Below are 17,121 nucleotides of genomic sequence, written 5' to 3'. Positions count from 1 at the left end.
AGAAACAGAGGAAAAGTTGCTATGGCCTTGCGTATTCGTCTTTCGCGCGGCGGTGCCAAGAAGCGCCCCTACTACCAGATCGTGGTCGCCGACTCGCGCAGCCCGCGCGACGGCCGCTTCATCGAGAAGGTGGGTGCCTACAACCCGATGCTACCGCGCGAGCATGCCGATCGCATCGTCATCAAGGAAGAGCGGGTGAAGCACTGGCTGAGTCAAGGCGCGGTGCCGAGCGACCGTGTGGCCCGCTTCTTCAGCGATGCCGAACTGATGCCGGCGCGCGAGCGGCGCGAGCAGAGCAAGAAGAGCCAGCCCAAGGCCAAGGCGCAGGAGCGCCTGCGTGAGGCCGAGGAGCGGCGCAAGGAGGCCGCGGCAGCCGCTGCCGAGACGCCTGAGGCCTCCACCGAAGCCTCTGCCGAGGCCTGAGTCGCATTGGGCTGCCGGCGGAGCCCGGCATGAGCGAGCCTCGCATCTGCCTGGCGGCCGTTGTGGGTCCCCACGGGGTGCGTGGGCTGGTGCGCATCAAGGCCTTCACCGAAGACCCGGAGAGCGTGGCAGCTTACGGCCCGCTCTCCGACGAGGCCGGCGCGCGTCAGTACACGCTTCGGCTCAAGGGGCAAGTCAAGGGCCTGCTGTTGGCAGAGGTCGAGGGTGTGCGCGACCGCGATGCCGCCGAGGCCCTCAGAGGCTTGCGGCTCTACGTGCCGCGCAGTGCGCTGCCGCCCCCGGAGGATCCGGAGGAGTTCTATCACGCGGACCTGATTGGGCTGCGGGTGGAAACGGCCGAAGGAACCGATCTGGGTCGGGTGGTTGCGGTACAGGACTTCGGGGCGGGCGATCTGCTGGAGATCGAGGGCGAGGACGGCTCCCGCAGTCACCTGCCCTTCACCCGCCAGGTGGTGCCGCAGGTCGACCTGGCTGCGGGCCGCTTGGTGGCCGAACCGCCCGAGGCGGTGACCGCCGCGTCCGATGACGGGACCGGGACTGGACAGGAGGGAGACGGCAGGGCATAAGTCCGCGCCGTCCGGAAAGGAAGGGCTGTCGTGGCGGCAGACGCGACCGGCGATGTGGGGGGCAACCTCTGGACCGCAAGCGTGTTGACGCTCTTTCCGGAAGCCTTTCCCGGGCCACTCGGTCTCAGCCTTGCGGGGCGGGGGCTGGCACGGGGGCTCTGGGCCTTGGAAGTCCTGGACATCCGGGATTTCGCGCGCGATAAACACCGCTCCGTGGACGACACCCCCCTGGGCGGTGGACCCGGAATGGTGATGCGCCCCGACGTGGTGGACGCCGCCATCGAGGCCATCGCCGAGCGACCGGGCCCTTTGGTGTACTTGACCCCGCGCGGGCGGCTGTTGGATCAGGCGCTGGTGCGGGAGTTTGCGGCCGGCCCCGGCCTGCGGCTGCTCTGCGGCCGCTACGAAGGGGTCGATCAGCGTGTGCTGGACGCGCGGGAGGTGCTGGAAGTCAGCGTCGGCGACTTCGTGCTCTCTGGCGGCGAGATGGCGGCGCTGGTGCTGCTGGATGCGGTGGTGCGGCTGCTGCCCGGGGTGATGGGCAATGCCGAGAGCGCTGCAGAGGAATCGTTCGAGGAGGGACTGCTTGAGCATCCCCTCTTCACACGTCCGGCCGAATGGCAGGGACGGAAGGCGCCGGAGGTCCTGCTCTCCGGTCACCATGAGAAGGTCCGCCGCTGGCGGCGGGCGCAGGCTGAGGACGTGACAAGGCAACGGCGACCGGATATCTGGCGCCGTTATCTGGCAAGCCGCGAGAGCGGCGAGAAAGACGAAGGATAGGACCGAGGGCCATGAATACCATTCAGCAGCTCGAGCAGGAGCAGATCGCCCAGCTGACCGAAGCCAAGGCGATTCCCTCCTTTGCGCCCGGCGACACCGTGCGGGTGAAGGTGAAGGTGGTTGAGGGCACGCGCGAGCGCATCCAGGCCTTCGAGGGCGTGGTGATTGCGCGCAAGAACCGCGGCATCAACTCTGCTTTCACCGTGCGCAAGATCTCCTACGGCGAGGGCGTGGAACGTGTCTTCCCGCTGTACAGCCCGCGGATCGACGGCATCGACGTGGTGCGCCGCGGCGATGTGCGTCGCGCGAAGCTCTATTACCTGCGCGGCCGTCGCGGCAAGTCCGCGCGTATCGCAGAGGCCACCACCGGTGTCAGCGCCAAGCTGAACCAGGCCGATCGCGAGCGCGCCAAGGGCTGAGCCCTGGTGAACCTGCGGGTTCGGGAAAGCCTGCTTTGCAGGGCGCCGGGCGCGTTCCGGCGCCCCTTTTCCGTTGGGATTATCGCTGGACGCGCTCCGTGACCATTTCGGGGCAGACAGCCCCTGCCTTTCTTTTGCCCGGAAGTTCCCGCTAAACAGGCGGCATGGCACCCTTATCGCGAACCCCCAAGCGCGCGCCCAGCGGCGGCGCCAAACCGGGAAAGGCGTCCAAGTCTGCGGGCGCCCGGACGGCCCGTGGTGGGGCCGCGCGCAGCAGCACCCGTAGCAGCTCAAGCGCAAGCACGCCGGCCGAGACCAAGGCTTCTGCAGCCACCGCGCGGCGCACGGCCTCCCCGGCCAAGACCAACGCGAAGAGCGCGAGCGGCACCGGTGGGCGCGGCAGGGCCAAGGCGAGTGCGAGCGGCGCTGGTCGCAAGAGTGGGCTCTGGCGGCGTCTGCTGGCTTGGAGCGCGGCCGCTGCGATCTGGTTGCTGCTGATCGTGGGGCTCGTGGCCGGCTGGTACGCCTGGGACCTGCCCGATGTGCGCCGCATCGCCGAATCCACCCGCCAACCCAGCCTGCAGGTCGTGGACGCCGAGGGTGGGCGGGTTGCCGCTTACGGCGAACTCTATGGCGTTGCGCTTTCGGTCGAAGACCTGCCGGCGCATGTGCCCCAGGCGGTGCTGGCAATCGAGGACCGGCGCTTCTATAGCCATTTCGGGCTCGACCCCATCGGTCTCTCCCGGGCAGTGGTGGCCAATTTCCGCGCCGGCCGCGTGGTCCAGGGCGGCTCGACCATCACGCAGCAGCTCGCCAAGAACGTCTTTCTCAGCTCTGAGCGCACCTACGATCGCAAGATCCGCGAACTGCTTCTGGCCTTCTGGCTGGAGTACAAGCTGAGCAAGGACCAGATCCTCTCGCTCTACCTCAACCGCGTCTACTTCGGAGCCGGCACCTATGGGGTGGATGCCGCGGCCAATCGCTATTTCGGCAAGTCGGCCACCGCTCTGGATCTCTATGAAGCCGCCTTGCTGGCCGGGCTGCTGCGCGCGCCTTCGCGCTACAATCCGGCCCACAATCCCGATCTCGCCCATGAGCGCGCCCGCAGCGTCCTGGACGCTATGGTGGCGGCAGACTTTGTTAGCGAGGAGGAGGCTCTGCTCGCGCTGGAGGAACGGGCCACGCCGGGAGAAAGACCGCGGGGGCGCGGTCGCTATTTTGCGGACTGGGCCACCAGCCAGGTCGAGGACGCGATCGGGCCGCTGGAGCGCGACTTGGTGGCGCACACGACCCTCGACCCCCGGCTGCAGCGCATCGTCGAGGAGGAGATCGAGGCGCTGTTGAGTGACGCCGGCGCCGAACGTGGCGTCAGCCAGGCGGCGGTGGTGATGCTCTCCCCGGACGGCGCTGTGCGGGCCATGGCCGGCGGACGCAGCTACGGCGAAAGCCAATTCAATCGGGCGGTCCAAGCCCTGCGCCAGCCCGGCTCGGCCTTCAAGCCCTTCGTCTATCTGTCTGCCATGGAGGCCGGCGCGGCACCCGATCAGCGGGTGAACGATGGGCCGATCACCGTCTCCCTGCCGCAGGGGCCCTGGTCGCCCGGCAACTTCGGCGACCGTTTCTACGGCGAGGTCACGCTCCGCGAGGCCTTCGCCCGCTCGCTCAACTCTGTGGCCGTCCAGGTGTTGCAGCAACAGGGGGCGGACAGCGTGGTGGAGCAGGCCCAGCGCCTGGGCATCTCCAGCCGGCTCGACAGTCTGCCCAGTCTTGCGCTCGGCACCTCCGAGGTGACTCTGCTGGACCTCACAGCGGCCTATGCCGCCTTCGCCAACGGCGGCTATGGCGTCTGGCCTTTCGGCCTGCGCCACCTCGCCACGCCGGGCGGCGAAGTTGTGTTTCGTCGCGAAGGGCAGGGGCTGGGTCGGGTCATCTCGCCGTCCGCCCATGCAGCCATGCTCGACCTGCTGCAGGCCAGCGTTGCCTGGGGCACCAGCAAGGCGGCCGATCCCGGTCGTCCGGCGGGCGGCAAGACCGGCACGACCCAGGACTTCCGCGATGCCTGGTTCATCGGCTTCACCGCGGAGCTTGTGGTCGGTGTGTGGGTCGGCAACGACGACGGCACGCCGATGCAACAGGTCACCGGCGGCAGCCTGCCGGCCCGCCTTTGGAAATCTATCGTCACCCGCGCCCTGGAGGGCGAGCCCGTACAGCCCTTGCCGATCCAGGCGCCGGTGCCGCAACCGCAGCCGCAGTTGGAGCAACGCCAGGCCCAGGCCTCCGAGGATCAAGGCGGATTTCTCGATCGTCTCATCGACAGCATCGCCAGTGGCGGCAGCTCAAGTTCCAGCAGCTCTGGCGGTGAGAACGAAGCGCATCAGCGCATGCTGGAGCAGCAGGAGCGCCGCAACCTCTACGGCGGACCCTGAGTGCCGCAGTTGCGGTCGGTAACGCGGCTCGCTACAGCAACTTGCCTTGTTTCGGTGCCGGGCCGTGTGGTTGCGGAGGAGTGGCAGGCTTCGCCGCGGCGGAGCTGGCCTCACGGCCGCCGCTCGCCAGCGCGGTCACCGCACCATCGAAGAACTCGATGCGCAGTTCGTCACCCTTGCGCACATCCTTGGCCCGAGGCTGCAGCCCCTGGGGCCCTCGCACCACGGCATAGCCGCGCTCCAGGGTCCCCTTATAGGAGAGCGTCTCCAGCAGGCGCTTGCTTGCGTCCAGGGTGTCTTTCCTGGCGGTCAGGACCCGGCGCATCGCCGGCTCGAGCCGTTCGCCACAGGTGGCCAGTGTCTGGACCGCGTGAGCCAGTTCGCGCCGGGGCGGCAGCGGCCGCAGGCGCTCGACCAGCTGGCGCCGCTGTGTGACCAGGCGCTGCATGGCCGGGCTCAGGCGGTCGCGGGCGCCATCCAGGGCCTGCTGGGCGTAGCGGAGCTGCTGGCGCGGGTGCGGCAGGCGATGACCGAGGCTTTCCAGTTCCGCCCCACGGCGGTCGAGAAAGCTGCGTCCGGCCAGCTGCAGGCGTTCGCTGCGATCGTCGAGGCTCTGGGTCTTCTCCTGCAGCAGGCGCTGCGGATCCGGCAAGCCCCGGGCCAGGCCCTCCACCTGATTGCGCCGTTCGGCCAGCTGCCGAACGCTGCTGCCCAGCAGGCGCCGCTCGAAATCCAGCACCTGGGACTGGAGCTCGCTGCGCACCGGCACGGCGATCTCGGCGGCCGCGGTGGGGGTCGGTGCCCGGCGGTCAGAGGCGAAGTCGATCAGGGTGGTATCGGTTTCGTGCCCGACCGCGGAGATCAGGGGAATGGCGGACTCTGCGGCGGCGCGCACCACCATCTCTTCATTGAAGGCCCAGAGGTCTTCCAGGCTGCCGCCACCGCGCGCGACGATCAGCAGGTCGGGCCGTGGCACCGGCCCCTTCGCCGGCAGCGCGTTGAACCCGCGGATGGCCTCGGCCACCTGCTCGGCGGCGCCCTGACCCTGCACCAGCACCGGCCAGACCAGCACCCGTCGCGGGAAGCGTTCGGCCAGGCGGTGCAGGATGTCGCGGATCACCGCACCGCTGGGTGAGGTCACCACCCCGATGACCTCGGGCAGGAAGGGCAGGGCCCGCTTGCGTTCCGGTGCGAAGAGACCTTCGGCACCCAGCTTGCGTTTGCGTTCCTCCAACAGCTTCAGCAGCGCGCCTTCGCCGGCAAGCTCCAGCGAGTCGATTACCATCTGGTATTTGGAGCGGCCGGCGTAGCTGGTGATCCGGCCGGTGGCGATGACCTCGAGACCGTCTTCCGGCTGGATGCTGAGGCGCTGTGCCGTGCCGCGCCAGCAGACCCCATCCAGCACCGCCCGCTCGTCTTTCAGCGCCATGTAGCAGTGACCGGAGGCGGCGCGCTTGAAACCGGAAATCTCGCCGCGCACCCGCACGCGATCGAACGCGCTTTCCAGCGTGCGCTTGATCGCGCCGCTGATCTCCGAGACGGTGAGCTCCGGCAGGTTGGCGCCGGCGCGCTCGGGCTGAAGGCCGGGGGTGGTGTAAGTTTCACTCATGGTTTCGCCGCGCCATGCTACAAGAGCGCGCCTGTAGGACAAGCCGGGAAAGGGATCGAGGCGGGATGAAGGTATTGGTGGTGGGCGGCGGCGGCCGCGAGCATGCGATCTGTTGGGCAATCGCGGCTTCGCCGGCGTGCGAGCGACTGTGGTGCGCGCCAGGCAATGCCGGCATTGCCGAGGTTGCGGAGTGTCTGGAGATTCCCGCCGAGGATGTCGAGGGCCTGATGGCCTTCTGCCGGGAGGCCCGCCCGGAGCTGGTGATCGTGGGTCCCGAGGCGCCGCTGGTAGCCGGGTTGGTCGACCGGCTGGAAGAGGTCGGCATCGCAGCCTTTGGCCCCAGCGCGGCGGCCGCGGCGCTGGAGGGTTCCAAGGGCTTCATGAAGGATCTCTGCGCCCGCCAGGGCATTCCCACCGCCGCCTATGGCCGCTTCACCGATGCCGCGGCAGCCAAGGACTTCGCCCGGGAGCAGGGCGCGCCCATCGTGGTCAAGGCCGATGGTCTGGCCGCCGGCAAGGGAGTGAGCGTCTGTGCGACACTGGCGGAAGCGGAAGCCGCTATCGACGCGGCCCTGCTGGAAGGACGCTTCGGCAGCGCCGGAGCCGAAGTGGTGATCGAAGAGTTTCTTGACGGCGAAGAGGTCAGCTTTTTCGCGCTCTGCGACGGCACCACGGCCCTGCCGCTGGCCAGCGCTCAGGACCACAAGCGAGCGTTTGACGGCGACGCCGGGCCCAACACCGGTGGCATGGGCGCCTACTCCCCGGCGCCCTTGATGACGCCGGCGCTGCAGGAGCGCGTCATGCGCGAGATCGTCGAGCCCACAGTGCGCGGCATGGCCGCCGAGGGGCGGCCCTTCCGCGGCGTGCTCTTCGCCGGGCTGATGATCGCTTCGGATGGCACGCCGCGCTTGCTGGAGCACAACGTGCGTTTCGGCGACCCGGAGTGCCAGACCCTGATGCTGCGCCTGGAAAGCGACCTGCTGGCCGTGCTGAGCGCAGCTGCAAAGGGGCGGCTCAGCGAAGTCTCGCTGTCCTGGTCGCCGCAGCCGGCCCTGACCGTGGTGCTGGCGGCAGAGGGCTATCCCGACAGCTATGAGAAGGGCACCAAGATCCGCGGCCTGGAGCAGGCGGCGCAGGTGGAGGGTGTCACCCTCTTCCACGCCGGCACCCGGCGCGCGGAGGACGGCAGTCTGCAGGCGGCCGGTGGCCGGGTGCTCAATGTCTGCGCCCAGGGAGAGGACTTGGCACAGGCCCGCGAGCGCGCCTATGCCGCTGTGGCACGCATCGACTGGCCGCAGGGCTTTTGCCGCAAAGACATCGGCTGGCGCGCGCTCACGTGACGCCGTCGCAGCTGGATCAGCCGCGGCGCACGGCCGCCAGATGCTCGGCGAAGTCCGGATCGGCCATCAGGATCTTGCAGCGCGCGAAGCGTTCGGTGGCATAGGCCCAGAAGTCCTCGGCCGGATTGCCATTGGCGTGCTGGATCAGGCCCCAGAGCGTCCAGAGCAGATCGCACATGGCCTTGTAGATCACCATGCGGCCCTGGACGGCTGCAGGTGCCGGGCCCTCGCAATAGGCCTCCAGCATTTCCTGGTCCTGCGCCGCGGTAAAACCGGCCTCGACGGACAGATCACCCAAATCCCAGAGCGGGTCGTTCATGCCCGAGTATTCCCAGTCGACGATCCACATCCGGCTGCCGGTGTCGATGAAGTTCTCGCACAAGGGGTCGCAATGGCAGGGGGCGAGAGGCGTCGGCTGCGCTGCCAAGGCCTCGCGGACGCCTTCGGCTTCCGCCACCACGTCATGGTAGCCTTCGGGCAGAGTGGCCCCAAGCCGCTCCAGCACCTTGAGATAGTCGTCGATCATGGCGAAGAGCTCGAAGTGGAACTCGAAGGTCTCGCCACTGCGATGCAGCTGCTTGAAGGCCTGGGCGGCGCGGGTGGGGGCTCCCGCCACACTGCGGAAATGTTCGGGGCTCATCGTTTCACCCTCGACATGGCGCATCAGCATCACGCCGCTGTCTGGATCGGCATAAAGCAACTCCGGTGAGACCCCGGCCCGCTGGGCAGCGCGGGCATTGTGCGCCTCCACCTTGCGATCGATGTAGGCCTCGGTGCCTTCCCCCGGCAGCCGCAGAACCCAGGCTTCGCCACCCCGCTCGACCCGATAGACCCGATTGGTCAGACCGCCCAGGCGCGTGACCTGTGCGTTGTCCGCCAGGGCTTCGAAGCCCGCTAGCTGCCCCAGTGCCTCGATCGCTTCATTGTCACTCATGCTCGTCCTACCTCGCGTTCCGTCTCAGGGTCGGCGGACGCTATCACTGGAGGTCCGGAAATGCAGCCTCGTGCAGCGACGCAAAGGTGAGGATATCCGCCAACGCTTTGCATTACAGGGCACAGAGGCTATCAATAGCCATCCCATACCGATGAGGAGTTTCGCATGGTAACCGCGCGAAAAGCGGAGAGTCTTGACACGGTATACAGCGCGACCAGCCCCGATGATGTTGCGCGCAAGTATGACGAGTGGGCCGAGAACTATGACGGGGAGATGGCATCACTGGGATATCGTCATCCAACCATTTGTCTTGCCCTGCTGTGCCGTCATCTACCCGTGGGCGAGGGACCGATTCTCGATGCCGGTGCCGGCACCGGCTTGATCGGGGAATGGCTCAAGATTGTCGGCTATAGCAGCGCTGAGGCGCTGGACATCTCCGAGGGAATGCTGGAAGTCGCGCACCGCAAGGGCGTCTACGACCGCCTGCACCGTGCCGCCATGGGCCAGTCGCTGCCACTTGAAAGCGACCATTTTGCCGGAGTCGTCTGCGCCGGAGTCTTCACCGTTGGGCACGTGGGCGCCGAGGGCCTGGACGAGCTGGCACGCGTGGTGCGCCCGGGGGGCGTCATCGTGCTTACGGTCAAGGATCGTCTCTGGGAGGACGGCTTTGCCGCCCGGGTCGCCGAACAGGCGCGCGCAGGCGTCTGGGAAGTGCTGGAGGAAACCCCGAGCTACGTCTCCATGCCTGGCCGGGCCGACACCGTGCCCAGTCGCGCCCTGGCGCTGAGGGTTCGATAAAGATCCACTCCCACCCAAAGAAAAACCTCCCGGAAGCCCTCGGCTCGGGAGGTTTTTTTTATTCGGCTGAAGTAGCGTGTGCCCCCGGTCAGGCCAGGCTGCCGTGGCAGTGCTTGTACTTCTTGCCCGAGCCGCAGGGGCAGGGAGCGTTGCGCCCGATGCGGCCCCATGTGGCCGGGTCTTCCGGATCGAAGGCGGCCTCGGGAGAGCGGTTGACGCTGGGCTGGACCGCTGGATGCGCCGGGGCTGCTTCGGGACCGGCACTCGCGCCCGCTGCAGCTTCCCCCTCGGCGCCAGCCAGGGCCGGATCCTGGCGGCCTTCATGCATCTCCTGTTGCGGGCGCGGCACGTTCGGTGCTTCGGGCCCGCGGATCTGCACATGGGAGAGCAGCAGCGTCACCTCTTCGCGCACCCGCGAGAGCATGGTCTCGAACATCTCGAAGGCTTCGCGCTTGTATTCGTTCAGCGGATCGCGCTGTCCGTAGGCGCGCAGGCCGATGCCGTGACGCAGGTGATCGAGCGCCAGCAGGTGCTCCTTCCACTGCTTGTCGAGGACGGCCAACAGGATCTGCTTTTCTGCCGCACGCATGATCTCCGGACCGAAGTTCTCGTCCTTCTCGGCCATGCGGGCATCGATGGCCTGGCGCAGGCGGTCCAGAATCTCCTGATCGGCGATCCCCTCCTCCTGGGCCCAGTCCTTGATCGGCAGGTCGAGACCGAAGACGCGCCGCGCTTCCTCGTGCAGGGAATCGACCTCCCACTGCTCGGCATAGGCCTTGGCCGGAATAAAGCGGGCGACCATGTCTTCCAGCACCTCGGCGCGCATGGAGAGCACGGTGTCGCGCACATCCTCGGCCCGCATCATCTCCTTGCGCTGTTCGAAGACGACCTTGCGCTGGTCGTTCATCACGTCGTCGTACTTGAGGAGGTTCTTGCGGATGTCGTAGTTGCGGGCTTCGACCTTCTGCTGCGCCTTTTCCAGGGCCTTGTTGACCCAGGGGTGCACGATGGCCTCACCCTCCTTCAGGCCCAGGCGCCGCAGCATGGTGTCCATGCGCTCGGAGCCGAAGATGCGCATGAGGTCGTCTTCCAGCGAGAGGAAGAACTTGGAGGCACCGGGGTCGCCCTGACGCCCGGAGCGGCCTCGCAGCTGGTTGTCGATGCGCCGGCTTTCGTGGCGCTCGGTGCCGAGCACGAAGAGACCGCCGGCCTGCAGCACGATCTCGCGGTTCTTCTCCACCTCAGCGCGGATTTCCGCTTCGCGTTTGGCTCGAGCCGTGTCGTCGACGATGTCGCCCGACTCCTGGGCCACGCGCATCTCGACGTTGCCACCGAGCTGAATGTCGGTGCCGCGCCCGGCCATGTTGGTGGCGATGGTCACCGCCCCCGGGGCGCCGGCCTGCGCGATGATGTAGGCTTCCTGCTCGTGATAGCGAGCGTTCAGCACGTGGTGCGGAATCTTCTTCTGCTGGAGCAGGTTCGCCAGGAATTCCGATTTCTCGATGGAGACCGTGCCCACCAGCACCGGCTGGCCGCGTTGGCGGCAGTCCTCGATCTGCTCGATGATGGCGTCGTACTTTTCCCGCTGCGAGCGGTAGACCTCGTCGTCGTTGTCGACACGGGCCACGGCGACGTTCGTGGGGATCTCCACGACCTCGAGGCTGTAGATGTCGGCGAACTCGGAGGCCTCGGTCATGGCGGTGCCGGTCATGCCCGCCAGCTTGGGATAGAGGCGGAAGTAGTTCTGGAAGGTGATCGAGGCCAGCGTTTGGTTTTCCTGCTGGATCGTCACGCCTTCCTTTGCCTCGAGTGCCTGGTGCAGGCCCTCGGAGTAGCGCCGGCCTTCCATCATGCGCCCGGTGAACTCGTCGATGATGACCACCTTGTCATCCTTGACGATGTAGTCCGTATCGCGGGCGAAGAGCTTGTGGGCGCGCAGCGCCTGGGTCACGTGGTGCAGCAGAGAGACGTTCTGGATGTCGTAGAGGCCGCCGCTCTCCATCAGCCCCAGTTCGCGTAAAACCTCTTCGACCTTCTCCACCCCGGCATCGGTCAACGTGACCGCGCGCAGCTTCTCGTCCTTCTCGTAGTGCTCCTCGGTGAGGTACGGAAGGACCTGGTCCATTGCTCGGTAGTGCTGGCTGGAGTCCTCCGCCGGACCGGAGATGATGAGCGGCGTACGGCTTTCGTCGATGAGGATCGAATCGACCTCGTCGACGATGGCGAAGTTGAAGTCGCGCTGGACCATGTCCTCCAGGCGATACTTCATGTTGTCGCGCAGGTAGTCGAAGCCGAACTCGTTGTTGGTGCCATAGGTCACGTCGCAGGCGTACTGCTCGCGGCGCACAGGGTCGGGCAGGCCGTGCACGATGGTGCCTACTGTCAGGCCGAGGAAGCGGTAGATCTGCCCCATCCACTCGGCGTCGCGCTTGGCCAGGTAGTCGTTCACCGTGATGACGTGAACACCCTTGCCGGCCAAGGCATTGAGGTACACGGCCAGAGTGGCCACCAGGGTCTTGCCTTCACCGGTCTTCATCTCCGCGATCTGGCCGCGGTGCAGGACCATGCCGCCGATCAGCTGGACGTCGAAGTGACGCTGACCCAGGGTGCGCTTGGCGGCCTCACGGACTGTCGCGAAAGCCTCGGCCATCAGGTCGTCCAGGCTCTCGCCCTTGTCCAGGCGCTCGCGGAACTGCTGGGTGCGGGCGGCAAGCGCCGCGTCGTCCAGCTTTTCCAGCTCGGGTTCCAGGGCATTGATCGCTGCCACCTCGCGGCGCAGCGACTTGATGAAGCGATCGTTGGCAGAACCAAAAACGCGCTTTGCAATCGCGCTGAACATGAATCCCTCGATACGGACTGGAAAGAAGCCGCCGCGCGGCCGGCGCGCAGGTACGGCATGGGGACCGTGCCTGAGAAATATGGGTCGACCCCGCTCAAGTCAACGCGCGATGGGTGAATGGCTCGGGCTGGGGCACCCTTTTCCGCACGTCCTTGCTCCTTGACTTGCCACAGCAAGGGTGAAAGCTCGACCCCATGACCTGGAACGATACAGCAAACGGCGACATTGCACCCGAACCGCTGGAAACGGCCGATTTTACGGATGTCGAGCAGGCATTGGCGCAGATCGAGCGGATCTACGAGCGCAACACGGCCTTCCTGCGCCACCACTTCGAGCGCTACCTGCAGGGCGATCCGCCGGCCCAGCGTGTGCGCGCGACCTATCCCTTCATCCGCGTGGCGGCGACCAGCCATTCACGGCTCGATTCGCGCTTGTCCTATGGCTTCGTGCACGGACCCGGCATCTACGAGACGACGATCACGCGGCCTGATCTCTTTGCTCCCTATCTCCGCGAACAGCTCGAGCTGTTGCTGCGCAACCACGGCCTGCCGCTGACGGTGGGCGAATCCAGCGAGCCGATTCCCGTCCATTTCGCCTACAAGCGCGACGTCAGCCTGGAAACGGCGGGGTTGCGCCGCGCCGCCGTGATCGAGCCGCCGCTGCGCGACCTCTTCGATACGCCGGACCTGGGGACGATGGACGACGCCATCGCCAACGGCACCCTGATCCAGACGGCGGGTGCGCCCGAGCCTCTCGCCCTCTTCCGGGCCGGGCGGATCGACTACTCCCTGCACCGCCTGTCCCACTACACCGGCACCATGCCGCGGCATTTCCAGAACCTGGTGATCTTCACCAACTACCAGTTCTACATCGACGCCTTCGTGCGGATGGGCCGCGAGCGCATGGCGGCCGGCCATCCGGAATACGATGCCTTTGTGGAGCCGGGCGAGGTGGTCACGCGCAACGCGCGCTTTGGTGAAACTGCGCGCGCGCCGGAGCCGCCGGAACGCCTGCCGCAGATGCCGGCCTATCATCTGGTGGCCCCGGACCACGGCGGGATTACCATGGTCAATGTGGGCGTCGGCCCCTCCAACGCACGCACCATCACCGACCACATCGCGGTGCTGCGCCCGCACGCTTGGCTGATGCTGGGGCACTGCGCCGGGCTGCGGAATACGCAACAACTCGGCGACTATGTGCTGGCCCACGGTTATGTCCGCGAAGACCACGTCCTGGACGAGGAACTGCCTCTCTGGGTGCCGATCCCGGCGCTGGCCGAGATGCAGGTGGCGCTGGAGCAGGCGGTGGTCGAGGTGACCGGTCTGGCTGGCTACGACCTGAAGCGGGTGATGCGCACCGGCACGGTGGCCAGCGTCGACAACCGCAACTGGGAGCTGGGCGACTACGATGCGATCCTCCGCCGACTGTCGCAGTCGCGCGCCATCGCCCTGGACATGGAATCGGCGGCGATTGCGGCCAATGGCTTCCGCTTTCGCGTCCCCTACGGCACGCTGCTCTGCGTCTCGGACAAGCCGCTGCACGGGGAGATCAAGCTGCCGGGCATGGCGGGCGAGTTCTACCGCGAGCGGGTGGGCCAGCATCTGGAGATCGGCCTGAAGGCCATGGAACGCCTGCGCTGCCAAGAACGCGAGCGCCTGCATTCGCGCAAGCTGAGAAGCTTCGCCGAGGTGGCGTTTCAGTAGTTCAGGAACCCAGTCGCAGCAACACGTCCGCCGCCACCGCGCCCTGTCCCTCGGGGCGGACCAGCAGCGGGTTGATGTCGCACTCCAATAGACGGTCTGCTTCGGCCTCCGCAAAACGGGCGAGCGCCATGGCGGCTTGCACGAGGGCCTCGACGTCGCCTGCCGGGCGGCCGCGCCAGCCGTTGAGCAGGCGGCTCACCTTCAGTCTGGCCAGCGCCTCGCGGACCGCGGCCTGGCTGGTGGGCAGCAGGAGGCTGACGCTGTCGCCCACCAGTTCCGCCAGGATGCCGCCGGAGCCGAGCAGCAGCGACGGGCCGAAGGGGGGCGAGACCTGCAGGCCCAGGATCACCTCGGCCACGCTGTCCTCGACCATGCGCTCGACCAGGAAGGCAGCATCGCTCGCCGGGCCGCCTGCCAAGCGATCGCGCATCGCGGCGAGCGCTTCCGCGACCTCGTCCTTCGTTCGCAGATTCAGGGCCACGGCGCCGGCCTCGGTCTTGTGGGCCAGCGCGGGGTGCACCGCCTTCAGCACCAGCGGCCCGCCGAGCGCTTCGGCGGTGGCCACGACCTCGCTTGCCGGAACCACGCGGCTTTCCGGCACGCTCAGGCCATAGCCGGCCAGGCAGGCCTTGCCCTCCGCTTCATTCAAAAGCCGGCCTTCTGCCGTCAGCGGCGCTGCGGGCAGAGGCGGTGCTGCCGGTTCGGCAAGCAGGGCAGGGCGGCGCGCGCCGTAGTCTCCGGCGGCGGCCAGGGCCGTAAGGGCCTCGCTCAGTCCCTGGAGCGGCGCGATACCCGCAGCCACCAGTCGTTCGCGCACGGGCGCGGGCAGGCTTTCGGCCAGGGTCGAGGCGATGGCGGCGACCTGGTTGCGACCGCGGCTGGCGGCGATGAAGGCCTGTTCGCTGGCTTCCCAGGCGGCGGGGTCGCCGCGGCCGGCGCGCGGGTAGTCAAGCAGCAGCAGGCCCATGTCGACCGCCTCCAGCGACTCGGCAAAGGCCGGCTCCAGCGCGGCGGCATCGCCCCAGTGGGCCGTGTTGTAGTCGAAGGGATTGGCAACCGCTGCCGCGGGGACGCGGAGCAGTTCGGACAGTCGCGCCGCCCTGGCGGCGTCCGGCTGCGGAAACTCGAGCGGCAACGAGCGCGCCTCCACCACGTCGCCCACCAGCGCGGCCTCCCCGCCGGAGCAGGAGAGCGAGATGAGCCGGCGGCCGGCGGGAATGCCGGAGACGGTGAAGAGCTTCAGCGTCTCCAGCAGCGACGCCGGGCTGTCGACCCGCACCACGCCACTCCGCTCGAACAGCGCCTGGTAGAGGGCGTCGGAGCCGGCCAGTGCGGAGGTATGACTCATCACCGAGCGCGCGCCGGACTCGGAGGCGCCCAGCTTCAGAACCACCAGCGGCACGCCCTTCTCCAGGGCCTGGCGCGCCGCACTGGCGAAGGCGGGGACGTCGTGTAGCTGCTCCAGGTAGAGCCCGATGGCGGTGACCCGCGGATCCTCCAGCAGGCCCTCAATATAGTCGGCGATGCCGAGCCCCGCCTGATTGCCCAGGCTGATGACATAGGACAGCGGCAGGGAGCGCTCCTGCATGGTGAGATTGATCGCCACGTTGCCCGACTGGCTGAGGATCGCGGCCCCGCGTGAGCATCGCTCGCCGCCCTGCTCGTCGGGCCAGAGGGCCGCGCCGTCCAGGTAGTTGAGGAGGCCGGTGCAATTGGGCCCGACCAACGCCATGTCGCCGGCCGCTTCTCTGAGTGCCTGCTGCAGGTGAAGGCCCTGACCGCCGACCTCGGCGAAGCCTGTGGCGAAGCAGACGGCCCCGCCGGCGCCGGCGTCGTTCAACTCTCGCACCACGTCGACCGTCGGCGCCGCCGGTACGGCCACGAGCGCCGCGTCCGGTGCCTCGGGCAGGGCGGCAATCGAGGGGTAGCAGGCGATGCCGCCGAGGCTCTCGCGCTTGGGGTTCACCGGCCAGACGGCGCCGTCATAGCCGATGGCGCGTGACTGGCGCAGCGCGAGCTCGGCGTGCCGACCGCCGATGAAGGCGATGGAGCGCGGCTGCAGCAGGCGGCGAAGGGAGGCGCGGGTCATGGGCGCCGGCCTCTACGCCCCCAGCGGGCGCAGCAGGCTGCGGGCGATGATGTGGCGCTGGATCTCGCTGGTCCCGTCCCAGATGCGCTCGATGCGCGCGTCGCGCCAGAAGCGCTCAAGCGGCAGAGAGTCCATCAGGCCCATGCCGCCGTAGATCTGCACTGCCTCGTCGGTGACCCGGGCCAGCATCTCGGAGGCAAAGACCTTGGCCATGGCGGCATCCTGGTCGGTCATGCGACCCTGGCCGTGGTTCCAGGCAGCCATGAGGGTGAGCAGTTCCGCAGCGCGGATGTCGGTCGCCATGTCGGCCAGCTTGAAGCCGACGCCTTGGTTGCGCCCGATGGGCTGGCCGAACTGCTTGCGCTGGGCGGCCCAGTCCACTGCCAGGTCCATGACCCGCTGGGCGCGGCCGACGCACATGGTGGCCACGGTTAGGCGCGAAGCGCCGAGCCAGGTGTTGGCCAGTTCGAAGCCCTTGCCTTCCTCGCCCAGCAGGGCCGAGCCGGGAATGCGGCAGTCGGTGAAGTAGAGCTCGCAGTTCTTGTAGCCGCGATGGGAGACCGGGCGCGGGCCGGGGCGGACCTCGAGGCCGGGCGTGTCATGGTCCACCAGGAAGGAGGAGATGCGCTTGCGTGGGCCGCGCAGCGTTTCCTCCTCGCCGGTGACCGCGAAGAGGATGCAGAAGTCGGCCACGTCGGCGTGGCTGATGAAGTGCTTCTGGCCGTTGACGACCCAGTCGTCGCCGTCGCGCACGGCCCGGGTCGACATGCCGCGCACGTCGGAGCCGGCGCCGGGCTCGGTCATGGCCAGGCAGTCCATGCGCTCGCCGCGAATGGCGGGCAGCAGGTAGCGCTCGCGCTGGTCACCCTCGCAACCCTGCAGGATGTTGCTGGGGCGCACGACGAAGGACTGCAGGGCGTAGTTGGGCCGGCCGAGCTCGCGCTCGAAGAGCGCCAGCTCCACCGCGTCCAGGCCGCCGCCGCCGAGATCCTCGGGCATGTTGGCGGCATAGAAGCCGGCCTTGAGCGCCTTGTCGCGGATCTCCTGCGCCAGCTCCGGCGGCACCTCGTCGCTCTGCTCGACCAACTCCTCGTGGGGATAGAGCTCCCGCTCGCAAAAGGCGCGAACGGACTCGACGAGCATGTTCTGCTCTCCGCTGAGGGCGAAATCCATG

Annotated in this window: 14 protein-coding genes; 8 read left to right on the top strand and 6 right to left on the bottom strand. The window is 67.8% G+C overall.

Features of this window, described 5'->3' with window-relative positions:
* The first annotated feature begins 21 nt into the window (after positions 1-21).
* Genes rpsP through rplS form a run of 4 tightly spaced genes read left to right on the top strand, consistent with a single transcriptional unit; the run spans position 22 to position 2,209 of the window.
* On the top strand, positions 22-423 hold the full coding sequence (gene rpsP, locus P2G67_RS05415) for a 30S ribosomal protein S16 (protein ID WP_275820813.1): 402 nt from the start codon (positions 22-24) through the stop codon (positions 421-423).
* A gap of 29 nt (positions 424-452) precedes the next feature.
* The gene (gene rimM, locus P2G67_RS05410; protein WP_275820811.1) at positions 453-1,010 is read left to right on the top strand and encodes a ribosome maturation factor RimM; all 558 of its coding nucleotides are present in this window, start codon (positions 453-455) and stop codon (positions 1,008-1,010) included.
* A 54-nt stretch (positions 1,011-1,064) separates the two neighbouring features.
* A complete protein-coding gene (gene trmD / locus P2G67_RS05405; RefSeq protein ID WP_322099656.1) occupies positions 1,065-1,790 on the top strand; it encodes a tRNA (guanosine(37)-N1)-methyltransferase TrmD in 726 nt (241 codons plus the stop codon).
* 11 nt (positions 1,791-1,801) lie between these two features.
* Positions 1,802-2,209 carry a 50S ribosomal protein L19 gene (rplS, locus tag P2G67_RS05400; protein ID WP_322099643.1) on the top strand — a complete coding sequence of 136 codons (408 nt, stop codon included), beginning with the start codon at positions 1,802-1,804 and terminating at the stop codon, positions 2,207-2,209.
* Between the two features lie 151 nt (positions 2,210-2,360).
* Here rplS and P2G67_RS05395 read toward each other — a convergent pair whose 3' ends face one another.
* Complete coding sequence (locus P2G67_RS05395; protein ID WP_275820807.1) at positions 2,361-2,645, bottom strand: hypothetical protein; 285 nt, start codon at positions 2,643-2,645, stop codon at positions 2,361-2,363.
* A 52-nt stretch (positions 2,646-2,697) separates the two neighbouring features.
* Here P2G67_RS05395 and P2G67_RS05390 point away from each other — a divergent pair, with 52 nt between their 5' ends.
* Complete coding sequence (locus tag P2G67_RS05390; protein ID WP_275820805.1) at positions 2,698-4,635, top strand: transglycosylase domain-containing protein; 1,938 nt, start codon at positions 2,698-2,700, stop codon at positions 4,633-4,635.
* Between the two features lie 31 nt (positions 4,636-4,666).
* Here P2G67_RS05390 and xseA read toward each other — a convergent pair whose 3' ends face one another.
* Complete coding sequence (gene xseA / locus P2G67_RS05385) at positions 4,667-6,244, bottom strand: exodeoxyribonuclease VII large subunit (protein ID WP_275820803.1); 1,578 nt, start codon at positions 6,242-6,244, stop codon at positions 4,667-4,669.
* 65 nt (positions 6,245-6,309) lie between these two features.
* Between xseA and purD the strand changes: the two genes are divergently transcribed.
* Positions 6,310-7,584, top strand: a complete 1,275-nt coding sequence (gene purD / locus P2G67_RS05380; protein ID WP_275820802.1) for a phosphoribosylamine--glycine ligase — start codon at positions 6,310-6,312, stop codon at positions 7,582-7,584.
* Between the two features lie 16 nt (positions 7,585-7,600).
* Here the strand turns inward: purD and P2G67_RS05375 are convergent, their stop codons facing one another.
* Positions 7,601-8,518: a choline/ethanolamine kinase family protein gene (locus P2G67_RS05375; protein WP_275820800.1), complete on the bottom strand. Its 918-nt coding sequence runs from the start codon at positions 8,516-8,518 to the stop codon at positions 7,601-7,603.
* A 165-nt stretch (positions 8,519-8,683) separates the two neighbouring features.
* On the opposite strand from P2G67_RS05375, the gene P2G67_RS05370 reads away from it, so the two are divergent.
* Positions 8,684-9,316, top strand: a complete 633-nt coding sequence (locus P2G67_RS05370) for a class I SAM-dependent DNA methyltransferase (protein WP_275820798.1) — start codon at positions 8,684-8,686, stop codon at positions 9,314-9,316.
* 88 nt (positions 9,317-9,404) lie between these two features.
* Here the strand turns inward: P2G67_RS05370 and secA are convergent, their stop codons facing one another.
* On the bottom strand, positions 9,405-12,155 hold the full coding sequence (gene secA, locus P2G67_RS05365) for a preprotein translocase subunit SecA (RefSeq protein ID WP_275820796.1): 2,751 nt from the start codon (positions 12,153-12,155) through the stop codon (positions 9,405-9,407).
* Between the two features lie 194 nt (positions 12,156-12,349).
* On the opposite strand from secA, the gene P2G67_RS05360 reads away from it, so the two are divergent.
* The gene (locus P2G67_RS05360) at positions 12,350-13,858 is read left to right on the top strand and encodes an AMP nucleosidase (protein WP_275820794.1); all 1,509 of its coding nucleotides are present in this window, start codon (positions 12,350-12,352) and stop codon (positions 13,856-13,858) included.
* A 1-nt stretch (position 13,859) separates the two neighbouring features.
* Here P2G67_RS05360 and P2G67_RS05355 read toward each other — a convergent pair whose 3' ends face one another.
* Complete coding sequence (locus P2G67_RS05355; protein WP_275820792.1) at positions 13,860-15,947, bottom strand: acetate--CoA ligase family protein; 2,088 nt, start codon at positions 15,945-15,947, stop codon at positions 13,860-13,862.
* A 12-nt stretch (positions 15,948-15,959) separates the two neighbouring features.
* Positions 15,960-17,120, bottom strand: coding sequence for an acyl-CoA dehydrogenase family protein (locus P2G67_RS05350; RefSeq protein WP_275820790.1), 1,161 nt, complete (start codon positions 17,118-17,120; stop codon positions 15,960-15,962).
* Position 17,121 lies beyond the last annotated feature (1 nt).

Origin of the sequence: Aquibaculum arenosum (assembly GCF_029222965.1) — a bacterium.
GTDB classification, from domain to species: domain Bacteria; phylum Pseudomonadota; class Alphaproteobacteria; order Kiloniellales; family DSM-21159; genus Aquibaculum; species Aquibaculum arenosum.
The sequence above is the reverse complement of the archived record's forward strand: the minus strand, read 5'-3'. Positions and strand labels throughout refer to the sequence as shown.